This window comes from Leisingera sp. ANG-M7 (assembly GCF_000813965.1).
In the GTDB taxonomy this organism is placed as follows: domain Bacteria; phylum Pseudomonadota; class Alphaproteobacteria; order Rhodobacterales; family Rhodobacteraceae; genus Leisingera.
In genome coordinates this window covers 520,025-535,520 of the sequence record NZ_JWLI01000001.1, presented here as the reverse complement: position 1 = coordinate 535,520, position 15,496 = coordinate 520,025, and the positions used below count along the sequence as shown (strand labels likewise).

11 protein-coding genes are annotated in these 15,496 nt (G+C 65.0%); 7 read left to right on the top strand and 4 right to left on the bottom strand.

Going from position 1 to position 15,496, the window contains the following annotated elements; all coding sequences use genetic code 11:
• The 7 genes from ftsA (at position 1) to RA26_RS02655 (ending at position 9,531) form a co-directional block, all read left to right on the top strand.
• The gene (ftsA, locus tag RA26_RS02685; protein ID WP_039179331.1) at positions 1-1,335 is read left to right on the top strand and encodes a cell division protein FtsA; all 1,335 of its coding nucleotides are present in this window, start codon (positions 1-3) and stop codon (positions 1,333-1,335) included.
• Between the two features lie 386 nt (positions 1,336-1,721).
• Positions 1,722-3,461, top strand: coding sequence for a cell division protein FtsZ (ftsZ, locus tag RA26_RS02680; protein ID WP_039180005.1), 1,740 nt, complete (start codon positions 1,722-1,724; stop codon positions 3,459-3,461).
• A gap of 211 nt (positions 3,462-3,672) precedes the next feature.
• Positions 3,673-4,608 (top strand): UDP-3-O-acyl-N-acetylglucosamine deacetylase, encoded by a 936-nt coding sequence (lpxC, locus tag RA26_RS02675; RefSeq protein WP_039179328.1) that lies wholly within the window; start codon positions 3,673-3,675, stop codon positions 4,606-4,608.
• A gap of 239 nt (positions 4,609-4,847) precedes the next feature.
• Positions 4,848-5,696, top strand: coding sequence for an outer membrane protein assembly factor BamD (locus RA26_RS02670; protein ID WP_039179327.1), 849 nt, complete (start codon positions 4,848-4,850; stop codon positions 5,694-5,696).
• Positions 5,697-5,723: 27 nt separating this feature from the next.
• Entirely contained in the window at positions 5,724-7,373 is a 1,650-nt protein-coding gene (recN, locus tag RA26_RS02665; RefSeq protein ID WP_039179326.1) for a DNA repair protein RecN, read from the top strand.
• 89 nt (positions 7,374-7,462) lie between these two features.
• Complete coding sequence (locus RA26_RS02660) at positions 7,463-9,145, top strand: chloride channel protein (protein ID WP_039179324.1); 1,683 nt, start codon at positions 7,463-7,465, stop codon at positions 9,143-9,145.
• 194 nt (positions 9,146-9,339) lie between these two features.
• The gene (locus tag RA26_RS02655; RefSeq protein ID WP_039180003.1) at positions 9,340-9,531 is read left to right on the top strand and encodes a hypothetical protein; all 192 of its coding nucleotides are present in this window, start codon (positions 9,340-9,342) and stop codon (positions 9,529-9,531) included.
• A gap of 166 nt (positions 9,532-9,697) precedes the next feature.
• Here the strand turns inward: RA26_RS02655 and RA26_RS02650 are convergent, their stop codons facing one another.
• The 4 genes from RA26_RS02650 to cobS form a co-directional block, all read right to left on the bottom strand.
• Positions 9,698-10,039 (bottom strand): DUF427 domain-containing protein, encoded by a 342-nt coding sequence (locus tag RA26_RS02650; protein ID WP_039179322.1) that lies wholly within the window; start codon positions 10,037-10,039, stop codon positions 9,698-9,700.
• 62 nt (positions 10,040-10,101) lie between these two features.
• Positions 10,102-11,892: an aminopeptidase P family protein gene (locus tag RA26_RS02645; protein WP_039179320.1), complete on the bottom strand. Its 1,791-nt coding sequence runs from the start codon at positions 11,890-11,892 to the stop codon at positions 10,102-10,104.
• A gap of 371 nt (positions 11,893-12,263) precedes the next feature.
• A complete protein-coding gene (gene cobT, locus RA26_RS02640) occupies positions 12,264-14,144 on the bottom strand; it encodes a cobaltochelatase subunit CobT (RefSeq protein WP_039179318.1) in 1,881 nt (626 codons plus the stop codon).
• Between the two features lie 180 nt (positions 14,145-14,324).
• Entirely contained in the window at positions 14,325-15,311 is a 987-nt protein-coding gene (gene cobS / locus RA26_RS02630; protein ID WP_039179315.1) for a cobaltochelatase subunit CobS, read from the bottom strand.
• Positions 15,312-15,496 lie beyond the last annotated feature (185 nt).

Sequence of the window (15,496 nt, the reverse complement as noted above, 5' to 3'; positions counted from 1 at the left end):
ATGACAGATCTTTATCAATCGCAACGGGCGATGCGGCAGATGCGGCGTCAGGCGATGCAGCGCGGCGTGGTGGCCATTCTGGACGTGGGCAGTTCCAAGATCGCCTGCCTGGTGCTGCGCTTTGGCGGCACCGGGCGGCTCAGCGAGGACGGCTCCATCGGGGCCCTGGCCGGGCAGTCCGGGTTCCGGGTGATCGGCGCCGCAACAACCCGTTCGCGCGGCGTGCAGTTCGGCGAGATCAACGCCATGCAGGAGACCGAGCGTGCGATCCGCACCGCGGTGCAGGCGGCGCAGAAAATGGCAGAAGTGCGGGTCGATCATGTGATCGCCTGTTTCTCCGGCGCCAATCCGCGCTCCTACGGGCTGGATGCCAAGCTGGACCTTGAGGGGCAGGTGGTCTCCGAGCATGAGGTGGCGCAGGTGCTGGCCTCCTGCGAGGTGCCGGAATACGGGGCGGGGCGCGAGGTGCTGCATGCGCAGCCGGTGAACTTCGCACTCGACAACCGCTCCGGCCTGGGCGATCCGCGCGGCCAGATGGGGCAGACGCTGGCGGTCGATATGCACATGCTGACGGTGGACGCCATCGCGGTGCAGAACCTGGTGCGCTGCATCCAGCGCTGCGACCTGGAGCTGGCGGGGATTGCCTCCTCTGCCTATGCCTCCGGCTTTTCGGCGCTGGTCGAGGATGAGCAGGAACTGGGCGCGGCCTGTATCGACATGGGCGGCGGCGCCACGTCGATCTCGATCTTCATGAAGAAACACATGATCTACGCGGACGCAGTGCGCTTGGGCGGCGACCATATCACCAGCGACATTTCGATGGGCCTGGGGATCCCGATGGCCAATGCGGAGCGGATCAAGACCTTCAACGGCGGGGTGCATGCCACCGGCGCCGACGACCGTGAAATCATCGACATCGGCGGCGACACCGGCGACTGGGAGCACGACCGGCGCACCGTCAGCCGGGCGGAGCTGATCGGCATCATGCGCCCCCGCGTCGAGGAAATCCTGGAAGAGGTGCGGGCACGGCTGGATGCGGCCGGGTTCGAGTACCTGCCCAGCCAGCAGATCGTGCTGACCGGCGGCTCCAGCCAGATCATGGGGCTGGACGGGCTGGCCAGCCGCATTCTCGGCCAGCAGGTGCGACTGGGCCGCCCGCTGCGTGTCCATGGCCTGCCGCAGTCGGCCACCGGGCCGGGCTTTGCCTCAGCCGTGGGGCTGTGCCTGTTTGCCGCCCATCCGCAGGATGAATGGTGGGATTTCGAGATGCCCGCAGGCCGCCATCCGGCAGGCACCCTGGGCCGTGCGGTGCGCTGGTTCCGCGACAACTGGTAAAGCCGGGACGAGCGCCGCAAATCAATTCAGCCGGAACGGGCAAAGAGGGCGTGACAGCGCCCCGGTCACCCGTTAAGTTGTGCTTAACGCCCGCGGCAAACGCGGCGATTCAGCAGGCCGGGCAGTGGCCAGCCAAGTTTCGGAACCGACCTCCTCTGCAAAGCGATTTTGCGGCTGGAGAGGTTTTGTTGTGTGTGGCTTGTGCTCAATCCGCAATATCTGCTAGGGACGGCGAAATACCGCGGTTTTTGCCTTAGAATGAGGCCTTATTTTGTGGCTCGTCGTGCTTTTTGGGATGACGAAACCCCCTCTCCGCGGTAGATTATGGTGAATAGGACAGGAATAAGCCCTTTGCGGGAAGGGCAGGTAACACAGGCGGTATGAGCATGACGTTGAACCTTTCGATGCCCGGGAATGAAGAGTTGAAGCCGAAGATCACCGTGTTTGGTGTCGGCGGCGCTGGCGGCAATGCCGTCAACAACATGATCGCCAAGGAATTGGATGGCGTCGAATTCGTCGTGGCCAACACCGACGCGCAGGCGCTGCAGCAAAGCTCGGCCAAGAGCAGGGTGCAGCTGGGCATCAAGGTCACTGAAGGTCTGGGCGCAGGCGCCCGCCCGCAGGTGGGCTCCGCCGCAGCTGAGGAAAGCATCGAGCAGATCGTCGATCATCTGGCGGGCGCGCATATGTGCTTCATCACCGCGGGCATGGGCGGCGGCACCGGCACCGGCGCCGCTCCGATCATCGCGCAAGCCGCGCGGGAGCTGGGCGTCCTGACCGTGGGCGTTGTCACCAAGCCGTTCCAGTTCGAGGGCCTCAAGCGGATGCGCCAGGCCGAGGCTGGTGTGGAAAGTCTGCAGAAGGTGGTCGACACGCTGATCATCATCCCGAACCAGAACCTGTTCCGCCTCGCCAACGAGAAGACCACCTTCACCGAGGCATTCTCGATGGCGGATGACGTTCTGTATCAGGGCGTCAAAGGCGTGACCGACCTGATGGTCCGCCCGGGCCTGATCAACCTCGACTTTGCCGACGTTCGCGCCGTGATGGACGAGATGGGCAAGGCGATGATGGGCACCGGCGAGGGTGAAGGCGAGGACCGCGCGGTTCAGGCCGCCGAGAAGGCGATTGCCAACCCGCTGCTGGACGAAATCAGCCTTAAGGGCGCCAAGGGCGTGCTGATCAACATCACAGGTTCGCACGACCTGACCCTGTTTGAACTCGATGAGGCCGCAAACCGCATCCGCGAGGAAGTGGACCCGGATGCCAACATCATCGTGGGCTCCACCCTGGATACCGGCATGGAAGGCAAGATGCGGGTCTCCGTCGTCGCCACCGGCATCGACGCAACCGACGTGAACACCGACATGCCGGTGCCGCGCCGCCCGATGTCGGCGCCGTTGCGCCAGACTGTCAGTGTCGAGGAAAACCGCGCCGCGCCGCTGGAGCTGGAAACCCCGGTTCAGCAGCCCGCAGCCGCTGAGGCCGCGCCGGTTGCGGCTCCTGCCGCCGCAGCAGAGGCGCCTGCCGCCGCCGCGGCCCTGGAAGAGCCGTCTCTGTTCGAAGAAATGAACACGCAGCAGGCTGCTGATCAGGACCTGGTGGAAGAGGTCGTGGAAACCGTGGAGCAGATGGCCGACGATGGCCTGCCGCCCCCCGCGTACCAGCCTCAGGTGCCGGAGTTCCGTCCGCAGGCAGATGTTGCGGAAACCCCGCAAGCTGCCTTTGTCGCCCCCAAGGCGCCGGCACCGGGCACCCCGTCGCCGCAAGCGCTGGAGCGTTTGCAGGCCGCGGCCCAGCGGGTGCAGCAGCCCCAAGCTCAGCAGCCGCAGGCTCAGCAGCCAATGCGCCCGGCGGCCCCGGCTCCGCAGCAGCAACATCAGCAGCAGCAAGCCCAGCAGCAGCCCGAAGGGCAGCGCCGCTTCGGCCTCAACTCGCTGATCCACCGGATGACCGGCAGCAACGACGCCCCGGCCGCCAAACAGCAGCCGCAAGCGGTGCGCCAGCAGCCCTCCATGCACGCGCATGCACCGGCGGCCCAGCCGCAGCAGGCGCAGCAGCAGCAGGCGGATCCGGACCAGGAGCGCATCGAAATCCCCGCTTTCCTGCGCCGCCAAGCCAACTGACGCATCACATATCACGCTTCAAAAGCCGCCTTCGGGCGGCTTTTTCTTTTTTGTTAGCAATGGCTTGGTGTGTTCTGAGCGGTGTTTTGCCGAGCTGTTACAAGCATGTTTCAAACCGTTACAAAGATTGAGTTGTGCGTTTTTGAGCAAAACCTTAACTCTCATCCGCAACACGGCCCCCGAGGCCGGAAACAGTGAGACGAGGCGCAAAGTGCAGAACACGCTCAAAGCATCGGTGGCATTCGAAGGGGCCGGCCTGCATTCCGGCAAACCCGCACGCATGGTCCTGATCCCGGCTCCGGCGGGGCATGGCATCGTGTTCAAACGCACCGACATCGCCTTGGGCAATACCCTGGTTCCGGCCCGCTGGGATCTGGTTGAGCGCAGCCCGCTTTGCACCCGCCTGGTCAATGGCTCCGGCGTCAGCGTCTCCACCGTCGAACACATCATGGCGGCGCTGGCCGGCTGCGGCGTGCACAATGCGCTGATCGAAATCGACGGCCCGGAAGTGCCGATCGTCGATGGCTCCTCAGCGCCGTTCGTGCGCGGCATCATGAGCCAGGGCGTGCAGCGCCAGAACGCGCCGATCATCGCCTATGAAATCCTGAAGCCGGTAACGGTCGAGAAGGATGGCGCCCGCGCCACTCTGCTGCCCAGCGACCGGCTAACCATCGAATTCCACATCGACTTTGCCGAGGCCGCCATCGGCCGCCAGAGCAAGTCCCTGGACATGCGCAACGGCAGCTTTGCGCGTGAGCTGTGCGACAGCCGCACCTTCTGCCGCCAGGCAGATGTCGAAGCAATGCAGGCCAACGGCCTCGCCCTGGGCGGTGTGCCCGGTGAGAACGCCGTTGTGTTTGACGGAGAACGGGTCGAGAGCGGTGCGGGCCTGCGCCACTCGGACGAGCCTGTACGCCACAAGATGCTTGATGCGCTGGGCGATCTGGCGCTGGCCGGGGGGCCGATCTTGGGGCGCTATGTTGGAGAGCGCGCGGGGCACGCGCTGACCAACACCTTGCTGCGGGCCCTGTTTGCGGAGCCGGGTGCGGTCCGGGCCGTCGCCTGCGATGCAGCGATGACCGCACGGCTGCCGGGGCAGGGGCTGATCTGGTCGGAAATCCCGGCCGAACAGCGCCGCGTGGCATAAGGCAGAAAACCAAAGAACGAGCGGACAGACTGGCCCGGGACATAATCGTCCCGGGTCTTTTACCGCGGGTTTGCCTGCAGATGTGGGCCTGTGCTGCCGGCCGGCCTTGACCATCGCCGGCTTTCTCTGCCAAGTGAGGGCGGAAGTGGCGAAAGGCGTTTTGCGCGCCATTTGAATATGCTAGAGACGGCATAACCGGGGCGGACACCCGTAAGGCAAAGACGGTGAGGTGAGGCATTATGAACGGCATCTGGGCGGGAGCCAAAACCCTCGGCGCGGTTCTGCTGGTTGCAGCCCTTGCAGGCTGCGGCGGCGACGGCGGCGCAGTGAAGCGCGGCCAGTCGGTCGAGGCATTCTCTCCCGATCAGATCTATGAGCGCGGCGAGTTCGAACTGGCCAACCGGCGCCCCAAGGATGCTGTCTACTATTTCTCCGAGATCGAACGCCTGTATCCCTATTCCGAATGGGCCAAGCAGGCGGTGATCATGCAGGCCTTTGCCTATCACCGGATCAAGGACTACGAGAACAGCCGCGCTGCTGCGCAGCGGTTCATCGACTTCTACCCGGCGGATGAGGATGCGGCCTATGCCCAGTATCTGCTGGCGCTGAGCTATTATGACCAGATCGACGAAGTGGGCCGCGACCAGGGGCTGACTTTCCAGGCGCTGCAGGCGCTGCGCACTGTGATTGAGGTCTACCCGGACAGCGAATACGCCAACTCGGCGATCCTGAAATTCGACCTGGCCTTTGACCATCTGGCGGGCAAGGAGATGGAGATCGGCCGCTACTACCTGCGCCGCGGCCATTACACCTCTGCGATCAACCGCTTCCGGGTGGTGGTGGAGGATTTCCAGACCACCAGCCACACGCCGGAGGCGCTGCACCGTCTGGTCGAGTCTTACCTGTCGCTGGGGCTGACTGCCGAGGCGCAGACTGCAGCGGCTATTCTGGGTCACAACTTCCAGTCCACCGACTGGTATGAGGACAGCTACAGGCTGCTGACCGCAAACGGGCTCAAGCCCAAGGACCGCGGCAACAACTGGCTGAGCCAGATTTACCGTCAGACGATCAAGGGGCGGTGGCTGTAGCGGCCGCCGCGGCAATGGGGCGGGGCAATGCTGCGCGCGCTTGATATCCGGGATATCCTGATCATCGATCATCTGGAGCTGAATTTTCAGCCCGGCCTCAACGTGCTGACCGGCGAGACCGGGGCAGGGAAATCGATCCTTCTCGACAGCCTTGGCTTTGTGCTGGGCTGGCGCGGACGCGCTGAACTGGTGCGCCAGGGGGCGTCGCAGGGGGAGGTTCTGGCGGAGTTCGAGCTGAACGCGGACCACCCCGCACACGCGATCCTCGAGGAAGCCGGGCTGCCGGGCGGCACTGAGCTGATCCTGCGCCGGGTCAACACTGCCGAGGGGCGCAAGACCGCCTGGGTCAACGATCGCCGCTGCTCGGGTGAGGTGCTGCGGGCGCTGTCGGAGACTTTGGTTGAACTGCACGGCCAGCATGACGACCGCGGGCTGCTAAATCCGCGCGGCCACATGGCGCTGCTGGATCAGTATGCCGGTGTGCAGGACCTGCTGGCACAGGTGCGCAGCGCCTGGGGCGCGGCCGCAAAGGCGCGCAAGACGGTGGCGGCGACCCGCGCCGCGCTGAACGCCGTGAGGGCCGAAGAGGAATTCCTGCGCCACGCAGTGGCGGAGCTGGATAAGCTGGACCCGCAGCCGGGCGAGGACGAGGCGCTGGACACCCGCCGCCGCCAGATGCAGGCGGCGGAACGCATCCGCGGCGACATCGCCCGCGCCCACGCGCTGCTGAGCGAAGGCGCCGAGACGGCAATGGGCGAGGCGCAGCGCTGGCTGGAAGGCGTTGCGGGGCAGGAGGCCGAGGGCGGCCTGGATGAGCCGCTGGCGGCTCTCAGCCGGGCGATGATCGAACTCGGCGATGCCCAGGACGGGGTCGAACGGGTGCTGGACAGCCTGGATTTCAATCCCGGTGAGCTGGAGGACTGCGAGGAGCGCCTGTTTGCGATCCGCGGCCTGGCCCGCAAGCATGATGTGCAGCCGGATGAGCTGGCAGGCTACGCCGAAACCCTGCGCACCAAGCTGGCGGCACTGGATGCGGGCGATCAGGACCTGGCCGATCAGGAAGCCGCGCTGAAGGCCGCGGAGGCGGCCTATACCGAGGCCGCCAAGCAGCTGGGCGCGGTGCGCCGCCAAAGCGCTGCGGCGCTGGATAAGGCGGTGATGGCAGAACTGGCACCGCTTAAGATGGAACGCGCGGTGTTCGAGACCCGCATCACCACGGCAGAGCCGGGGCCGGAGGGCATGGACGCAGTGGCCTTTACCGTTGCCACCAACCCGGGCGCGCCCGCGGGGCCGCTGAACAAGATCGCCTCCGGCGGCGAGCTGAGCCGGTTCCTGCTGGCGCTGAAGGTCTGCTTGCGCGGCGAGAATTCCAGCAAGACATTGATTTTCGACGAGATCGACCGCGGCGTCGGCGGTGCGACGGCCGATGCCGTGGGCCGGCGCCTGCGCAGCCTGGCGGGCGGCGGGCAGGTGCTGGTGGTCACGCACTCGCCGCAGGTTGCAGCGCTTGGCGGCCATCACTGGCAGGTGCGCAAACAGGTGGTTGACGGCATGACCCTGTCGCAGGTGGTGCCGTTGGCCGAGGCCGAGCGGGTGGATGAGCTTGCCCGGATGGTGTCCGGTGATACCATCACCGAGGAGGCCCGCGCCGCGGCCCGCGCGCTGCTGGCGGGATGACCCGCCGACGCCAAAGCCTGGGTGAGGGTTCTTTAACCGGACTGTGGCAACTAGGGGCCACAGAAAACAAAAAGACCCGCTGACAGGTTATGGTGCAAGAAATCCGTTCGTCCCTTTCCGCAATATCGCTGCAATGGCTGGCTGGCCTTAAGGACATCTGGCGGGTGCTGCGCCACCGCGGCCCCAGCCAGTTCCAGTTCTGGCTGATCGCGCTCATGATCGGCATCGCCGCGGGTTTTGCGGCACTGTTCTTCCGCAAGGGGATCGCAGCGCTGCAGGCCTGGGTCTATGGCGCGCCGGATGTCGACTACCTGCATTCCTACGCGCAGGACCTGCCCTGGTATGTGCTGGTCAGCATTGCTGCAGGCGGCGGGCTGGTGGTGGGGCTGATCCTCGACCGTTTCACCCCGGATGCCCGGGTGCGGTCTGTTGCCGACGTTATCGAGGGCGCGGCACTGCATGACGGACGGGTGGAGCACAAGGAGGGCCTGGCCTCGGCGCTGGCGTCCTTCATCACGCTGTCGACCGGCGGCTCTACGGGCCGGGAAGGGCCGGTGGTGCATCTGGCCGGGGTGATTTCCACCTGGGTCAGCAACCGCATCAACGCCGACGGCATCACCGGGCGCGACCTCTTGGGTTGCGCGGTGGCCGCGGGTGTCTCTGCCAGCTTCAACGCGCCGATTGCGGGGGCGCTGTTTGCGATGGAGGTGGTGCTGCGGCATTTCTCCGTCAACGCCTTTGCGCCGATCGTGGTGGCCTCGGTCGCGGGCACTGTGATCAACCGGCTGGAATACGGCGACGTGACCGAGTTTACCCTCAACACGCCCGGCGCGCTGCAATTCTATGTGGAGTTGCCCGCCTTTCTGATCCTCGGACTGATCTGCGGCTTGGTGGCCGTGGCGCAGATGCGGGCGATCTTCTTTGCCGAGAAGGTGGGCAACACGGTGCAGCAGCGCCTGTCGCTGCCGCGCTGGCTGCGCCCTGCGGTGTCCGGGGCGATGCTGGGTGTGATTGCTGTCTGGTTCCCGCATATCATCGGTGTCGGCTATGAAACTACCGTTCTGGCACTGACCGGAGGCCTGCTGCTGGGGCAGGCGGTGATCTTCACCGTGGTCAAGACCGCCGCTGTGGCCATCACCATGGGCGGGCGCATGGGCGGCGGGGTTTTCTCGCCCTCGCTGATGATCGGCGCACTGACCGGGCTGGCCTTCGGGCTGATTGCCACTTCGGTGCTGCCGGATGTGTCCGGCACCCACACGCTTTACGCCTTTGCCGGCATGGGGGCGGTGGCCGCCGCGGTGCTGGGCGCGCCGATTTCCACCACACTCATTGTGTTCGAGCTGACCGGCGACTGGCAGATCGGCCTGGCGGTGATGGTGTCGGTCTCCATGTCCACTGCACTGGCCTCGCGGCTGGTGGACCGGTCGTTCTTCCTGACCCAGCTGGAGCGGCGCGACATCCACTGCGCGGCAGGCCCGCAGGCCTACCTGCTGGGCATGATCCGGGCCGGTGCGGTGATGCGGCCGATGGGCGACAGCCGTTGCGCCAGCCTGGAGGAGTGCGAGGCGCTGGTGGAAGAGGGGTTGTGCATCCGGGCCGCTGCCTCGCTGGAGGCGGCGATGCCGGTGTTTGACCGGGCCGACGCGGCCTATCTGCCGGTGGTCATGGAAGAAGAGGGAAGGGAGCAGGTCATTGGTGCGCTCTATCATGTGGATGCGCTGAAGGCCTACAACCGTGCCCTCGCAGCCACAGCCGCCGAGGAGCACAGGTAGGCCGGCGCAAGAGTTGCAGCGCTGCCCGCAACAACCCGCGGCGGTTTAGGGGAAACATTCCCCCTTGTTCCCCGGATATGTGAGATTTTGGATACAGGTTAAGGTTTAATTAATCTGTGCATTGCCCTGCGGCAATGTCTGGCTCACCATTACGTGAGAAAATCGCAAAAATACTCACATTGGCAGGCACCAAAATGCGAAAATTCGAAACTGGCCCGCAAGAGGCTGGTACGAAACACAAGGCGAACGAGCGGGAAAACGAACGGGCAGCACTGGAAGCAGTGATCAACTATGCGATCCAATGCGCGCGCGAGACGGATATCCTGGGGGCTGGAGACTCTCTGGAGCAAGCCAGGCAGAATCTCAGCCGGGCCGTCCTGACCTGAACCCCTCCCTCTGAGCCGGCAGGCAGACAGATGCTGTGCGCGGCAGCGGCAGGGTAAGGCTGGCCTCATTCTCCCGAATATGAAAACACCGGCGCCAGGGCACCGGTGCGTGGTTTTTCAAACTTTTTGCCGTCAGGCCGGGCGGCATTGCGGCCGGCAGGCTGGCTCAGACTTGCTCCACCTTGACGGAGTCGCTCAGCACAAAGGCCAGATGGCCCTTGATCTGCGCCACGTCTTCCTTGGGATCCTCATAGCTCCAGGCAGCGTTCTCCGTCACCGAGGACTTGTTGGCGATCGAGAAATAGCTGGCGTCGCCCTTGTGCGGGCAATGGGTGGTCTTGCTGGTGCGGTCCAGGAATGCCATCGCGATGTCTTCGCGCGGGAAATAGATGACCGGATCCAGATCGCCCTCAGACAGCTCCAGTGCATTGGAGGTTTCCCCCAATACGGCGCCGCCGGAGCGGACAGTCCAGGTGCCTTCGGCCTTGCGGATACGGATAGTGGTCATGCGTGTTTTCCCATTCTCTTCGTTCGTGTCGTCTTGTGTTCAGCCTATGTAACACAGCGGTGTCACAAGGGGGCGGTTGCGGCATCAAGCCACGCCTTTGCGGCGGGGCTGAGTTGCGGGCCGATTTTTGCCAGAACCTCCTGGTGATAGCTGTCGAGCCAGTCTTTCTCGTCTGCTGTCAGCATGGAGACATTCACCAGCCGCCGGTCAACCGGGGCAAAGGTGAGTGTGCGCCAGCACAGCATGTCGCGCTCCGGGTCGCTGGTGTCAAGAGCCGGGGCGGTTTCAACAACCAGAAGATTCTCGATCCGGATGCCAAAGGCGCCTTCGCGGTAGTATCCCGGCTCATTGGACAGGATCATCCCGGGTTCAAACGGCACATGGCTGGTGCGCGCCAGACGCTGCGGGCCTTCATGGACGCTGAGGTAGGCGCCGACGCCGTGGCCGAGGCCATGGTTGAAGTCCTGGCCTGCCAGCCACAGCGGCATCCGTCCGATGCATTCGATGTCGCGGCCCGCCAGCCCCTTGGGCCAGCGCAAGCGGGACATGGCGATCATGCCCTGCAGCACGCGGGTAAAGGCAGTGCGCTCCTCCTCGCCGGGCGAGCCGATGGCGATGGTGCGGGTGATATCCGTGGTGCCGTCCAGATACTGGCCGCCGCTGTCCATGACCAGCAGATGGCCGTCCTCCAGCCGTGTGTCGGTCTCCTCGGTCACGCGGTAATGCATAACAGCGCCGTTCTCGCCGGTGCCTGCGATGGTTTCAAAGCTGATGTCGCGCAGGGCCGGGTCTTCGCGGCGCAGGGCCTCCAGCTTCTTCACCACGTCGATCTCAGTAATGGTGCCGGGCGCCTGCGCATCCAGCCAGGCCAGCATCTCCACAATCGCGGCACCGTCGCGCAGATGCGCCGCGGCGCTGCCCGCGATCTCGGCCCCGTTTTTGCGCGCCTTGGGCAGGGCGCAGGGATCGCCGGCGGGCACCAGCCGTTCGCCCAGCTTGTCTGCCACGATCTGCGGCACGGTGCCGGAATCGGCGGCGACGGAGCCATTGAGGGCGGCCGTGGCCTTGAGGAAGTCCTCAGGCGCATGAATGGTGACGGAGCTGTCGAAATGGCCTTCAAGCCCTTCCAGTTTCTTTGCCGCCATGAACAGGTCCACCCGCGCGTCGTCGTGCAGGATGGCAAAGCCATGCGCCACCGGGTTGCGGGCCACGTCGGCGCCGCGGATGTTCAGCAGCCACATGATGCTGTCGGGCAGAGTGATGACCGCCGCCGATTGGCCTGCATCGCGGAGACCCTTGGCCAGCCGCGCGCATTTGTCAGCGGCGCTTTCGCCTGCGTAGTCCAGCGGGTGCGCGGTTACCGGGTTCATCGGCGGCGCCGGCTGGTCGTCCCAGATCCGGTCCACCAGGTTATCGCATTGCACCAGGGTGATGCCGCTGCCTTTCAACTCCTTTTCCAGCGAGGTGATCTGTCCGGCGGCATGCAGCCAGGGGTCAAAGCCCACCTTGCCGCCACTGGGCAGCTGTTCTTTCAGCCAGTCCGCCAGCTGCACATCGGGCCACGGCACCGGCGTGTAATCCGCAGCCACCTGCCGTTTCACTTGGGTGCGGTAACGTCCGTCAATGAAGACGCCCGCGATGTCCTGCAGCACCGCGCAAAAGCCCGCGGAGCCGGTGAAACCGGTGAGCCAGCTAAGGCGCTCATCATGGGGCGCGACATACTCGCCCTGATGGGCGTCGGCGCGCGGCACCAGGAAGCCATCGAGACCTTCCGCCGTCAGTTCCTTACGCAGAGCCGCCAGCCGGGGCGGGCCCTGGTCCGGGCGGGCGGTCACATCAAAGGTCTGATACATCGGCGTCTCTCCTGCTTAGAGGGCGGGGCGGCAGCAGGGGAAACCCTGAGGGCCGCAGCAAAGAAAAGGCGCGGGGCTGAGCCGCCGCGCGCCCCTTCTTGTCCCAAATACCCCTGCGGCTGGCAAGGGCGGCTGCGGAGAGATTTGCAGGGACCTGACGGAACAAGCGAAAGAGCTTGAAACGGGGGAGTGCTCCCGCCCGGCCTTGGCGCATCCAAGATGCGCTGCGGCCCGTTGGGCCATGCGCCGGATGCAGTGCATCCGGCGCCGCCGCGCGCGTCAGCGCGCGGCCATGCCCAAGGCTGAAGACGGTATCTGCAGATGCAGGCTAAAGGCGCGGGAGTGCGCCCTTGCAATTGTCCGGTACAGGATCAGCTGGCGCGCTTGATGCCCATGACGCGGGCACGGGCGCACGGGTCGCTGTCAAACAGGGCGGCCAGTTGTTCGGTCATCGCGCCGGCGAGCTGCTCAACGTCAGTGATCGTCACCGCGCGCTCGTAGTAGCGGGTCACGTCGTGGCCGATGCCGATCGCCAGCAGCTCTACCTGCTTGCGCTTTTCCACCATCGCAATCACGTCGCGCAGGTGCTTCTCCAGGTAGTTCGCCGGGTTCACCGAGAGCGTCGAATCATCCACCGGCGCGCCGTCGGAGATCACCATCAGGATCTTGCGGGCCTCGCGCCGCGCCACCATCCGCCGGTGCGCCCATTCCAGCGCCTCGCCGTCGATGTTCTCCTTCAAGAGGCCCTCTTTCATCATGAGCCCGAGGTTGGTGCGGGTGCGGCGCATCGGGGCGTCGGCGCCCTTATAGATGATGTGGCGCAGATCGTTGAGGCGGCCGGGCTGCTGCGGGCGGCCCTCGTTCAGCCAGGCCTCGCGCGCCAGTCCGCCTTTCCAGGCGCGGGTGGTGAAGCCGAGGATTTCGACCTTCACGTTGCAGCGCTCCAGCGTGCGGGCAAGGACATCGGCGCAGATCGCGGCGATGGAGATCGGGCGGCCGCGCATCGAGCCGGAGTTGTCGAGCAGCAGCGTCACCACGGTGTCGCGGAACTCAGTGTCCTTTTCGACCTTGAAGCTCAAGGGCGTGGTCGGGTTGGCGACAACACGCGCCAGACGGCCTGCGTCCAGGATGCCTTCCTCGCGGTCAAACTCCCACGACCGGTTCTGCTGCGCCTGCAGGCGGCGCTGCAGCTTGTTCGCCAAGCGGCTGACGGCGCCCTTCAGCGGCTCCAGCTGCTGGTCGAGATAGGCGCGCAGGCGCTCCAGCTCGGCAGGCTCGGCCAGTTCCTCGGCGTTGATTTCCTCATCATCGGCATCCCGGAACACTTTGTAGTCCGGATCAGCGTCAGAGACAGGCGGCGGGGCAGGCGGCTCCAGCGGCGCCTCGCCGTCGGGCATCTCCACGTCCTCGGACAGCTCATCATCGGCCATCTCGTCCATCGAGACCTGGGCCTGGCTCTCGTCCTGCTGCTGCTCCTGGCTCTGCTCCGGCGACGCGTCGGCCTGCTCCTCCTCGCTGTCGTCCTGGCCGGTGCTGTCCGGGTCCTGTTGCTCCTCGGCGTTGTCTTCGGCCTCGTCGTTTGCCTCGTCGTCCAGCTCATCCGGGTCGTCGCCCAGCTGGTCGCCGTAGCCAAGGTCAGAGATCACCTGCCTTGCCAGCTTGGCGAAGGCGGCCTGGTCGGCAATGGTTTCGTCCAGGTTCTCCAGCGTGCCGCCGGCCTGAGATTCGATGAAGCCGCGCCACAGCTCCATGATATTGCCTGCACCTTCGGGCAGCTCGCGGCCGGTCGCCAGATGGCGCACCAGATAGCCTGCGGCGGCAGCCAGCGGCGCCTCGGAGGAGGACTTCATCTGGTCATAGCCGCGGCGGATCGACTCGTTGCGGATTTTCACGTCGATATTGGACGCGGTGCCCGGCATGTGGCGCGCGCCCATCGCCTCGCAGCGGGCGGTTTCCATCGCCTCATAGAGGTCGCGGGCCATTTCGCCCTGCGGCACGTATTTGGCGTGAGTGGCGTCGTCGTGGAACTTGTGGCGCAGCGCCAGCGCATCCGCGGTGCCGCGGGCAAGCAGCACCTCCTCACGCGTCATCCGGCGGGAGACCTGCGGCAGCCGCATGGTATCGCCTGTGAGGCCCGAGGGATCGACCGTGTAGCTGACCGTCAGTTCCGGGTCGTTGGCCATCACCTTGGTGGCCTCAGACAGGGCCTTCTTGAACGGATCGGCAGGGTTGTCGTTGGGCTTTTTAGCCATTGAACGCACTCCAGATCGACACCGTCAGGAACAAAAGGGCGCATTCCCAACGCAGCCGTATCAAATGACTGTGTTGACTGCCCGTCATTGCTGACGGATCAGTCTTCTTCCAACCAGTTTTGTCAAACAACCAGACTGCGTCAAGCGCGACCCAAATGGCTGCTATGACGAAAATCGGCGTCACCCCAGGCTCACGCTCGCAGCGCTTTCCGGCAGCTCCTCGTCAAAGCAGCGCTGGTAGAATTCGGCCACGGTCTGACGCTCCAACTCGTCGCATTTGTTCAGGAACGACAGGCGGAAGGCATAGCCCACGTTGCGGAAGATCTCGGCGTTCTGGGCCCAGTTGATCACAGTCCGCGGCGACATCACGGTCGACAGGTCGCCGTTCATGAAGGCGGTGCGGGTGAGGTCGGCAACGGTCACCATCTGAGAGATCTTCTTGCGGCCCTCGGCGGTGTTGTAATGCGGGGCCTTGGACAGAACGATGGCGCTTTCGGCGTCATGGCTCAGGTAGTTCAGGGTGGAGACCAGCGACCAGCGGTCCATCTGCGCCTGGTTGATCTGCTGGGTGCCGTGGTACAGACCGGTGGTATCGCCGAGGCCAACGGTGTTGGCGGTGGCAAACAGGCGGAAGAACGGGTTCGGGGTGATGATCTCGTTCTGGTCCAAGAGGGTCAGCTTGCCGTCATGCTCCAGCACCCGCTGGATCACGAACATCACGTCGGCGCGGCCCGCGTCGTATTCGTCGAATACGATGGCAACCGGATTGCGCAGCGCCCAGGGCAGGATGCCCTCGTGGAATTCAGTGACCTGCTTGCCGTCGCGCAGCTTGATCGCGTCCTTGCCGATCAGGTCGATCCGGGAGATGTGGCTGTCCAGGTTCACCCGGACAGAGGGCCAGTTCAGCCGTGCCGCGACCTGTTCGATATGGGTCGACTTGCCGGTGCCGTGGTAGCCCTGGATCATTACGCGGCGGTTGTGGCTGAAGCCCGCAAGAATTGCCAGCGTGGTTTCCGGGTCGAACTTGTAGGTGTGGTCCATCGCCGGAACGCGCTCAGAGCCCTCGGCAAAGCCCTTGACCGTCATGTCGGTGTCGATCCCGAACACATCGCGCACCGAAATTGTCTCGGTCGGTTTCGCATTCATGTCCACAAATCCGTCGGTCATCGCAGTCGGTCCTTATCCCTCTTCCCTGCTGTCAGGGGCCAATTCGCGGGATTGGTGCCTGATCTGGGCCGCGCGCGCAAGGGAAAGTCGCGCTTGAAACCAGCTGAAGGGGTGATTGGCGCCTAACTGGACGGGCTGAACGGCGGGCGCTGACCGGATCGCAGCCGCGGCCTTTACGTCAAAGC

Excerpts from the sequence above, each read along its gene's own strand:
- cobS (WP_039179315.1), bottom strand. The coding sequence starts at position 15,311 with ATGACCGACGGATTTGTGGACATGAATGCGAAACCGACCGAGACAATT.
- ftsA (WP_039179331.1), top strand. The coding sequence starts at position 1 with ATGACAGATCTTTATCAATCGCAACGGGCGATGCGGCAGATGCGGCGT.
- RA26_RS02645 (WP_039179320.1), bottom strand. The coding sequence starts at position 11,892 with ATGTATCAGACCTTTGATGTGACCGCCCGCCCGGACCAGGGCCCGCCC.
- recN (WP_039179326.1), top strand. The coding sequence starts at position 5,724 with ATGCTGCGCGCGCTTGATATCCGGGATATCCTGATCATCGATCATCTG.
- RA26_RS02655 (WP_039180003.1), top strand. The coding sequence starts at position 9,340 with ATGCGAAAATTCGAAACTGGCCCGCAAGAGGCTGGTACGAAACACAAG.
- RA26_RS02670 (WP_039179327.1), top strand. The coding sequence starts at position 4,848 with ATGAACGGCATCTGGGCGGGAGCCAAAACCCTCGGCGCGGTTCTGCTG.
- RA26_RS02660 (WP_039179324.1), top strand. The coding sequence starts at position 7,463 with ATGGTGCAAGAAATCCGTTCGTCCCTTTCCGCAATATCGCTGCAATGG.
- RA26_RS02650 (WP_039179322.1), bottom strand. The coding sequence starts at position 10,039 with ATGACCACTATCCGTATCCGCAAGGCCGAAGGCACCTGGACTGTCCGC.
- ftsZ (WP_039180005.1), top strand. The coding sequence starts at position 1,722 with ATGACGTTGAACCTTTCGATGCCCGGGAATGAAGAGTTGAAGCCGAAG.
- cobT (WP_039179318.1), bottom strand. The coding sequence starts at position 14,144 with ATGGCTAAAAAGCCCAACGACAACCCTGCCGATCCGTTCAAGAAGGCC.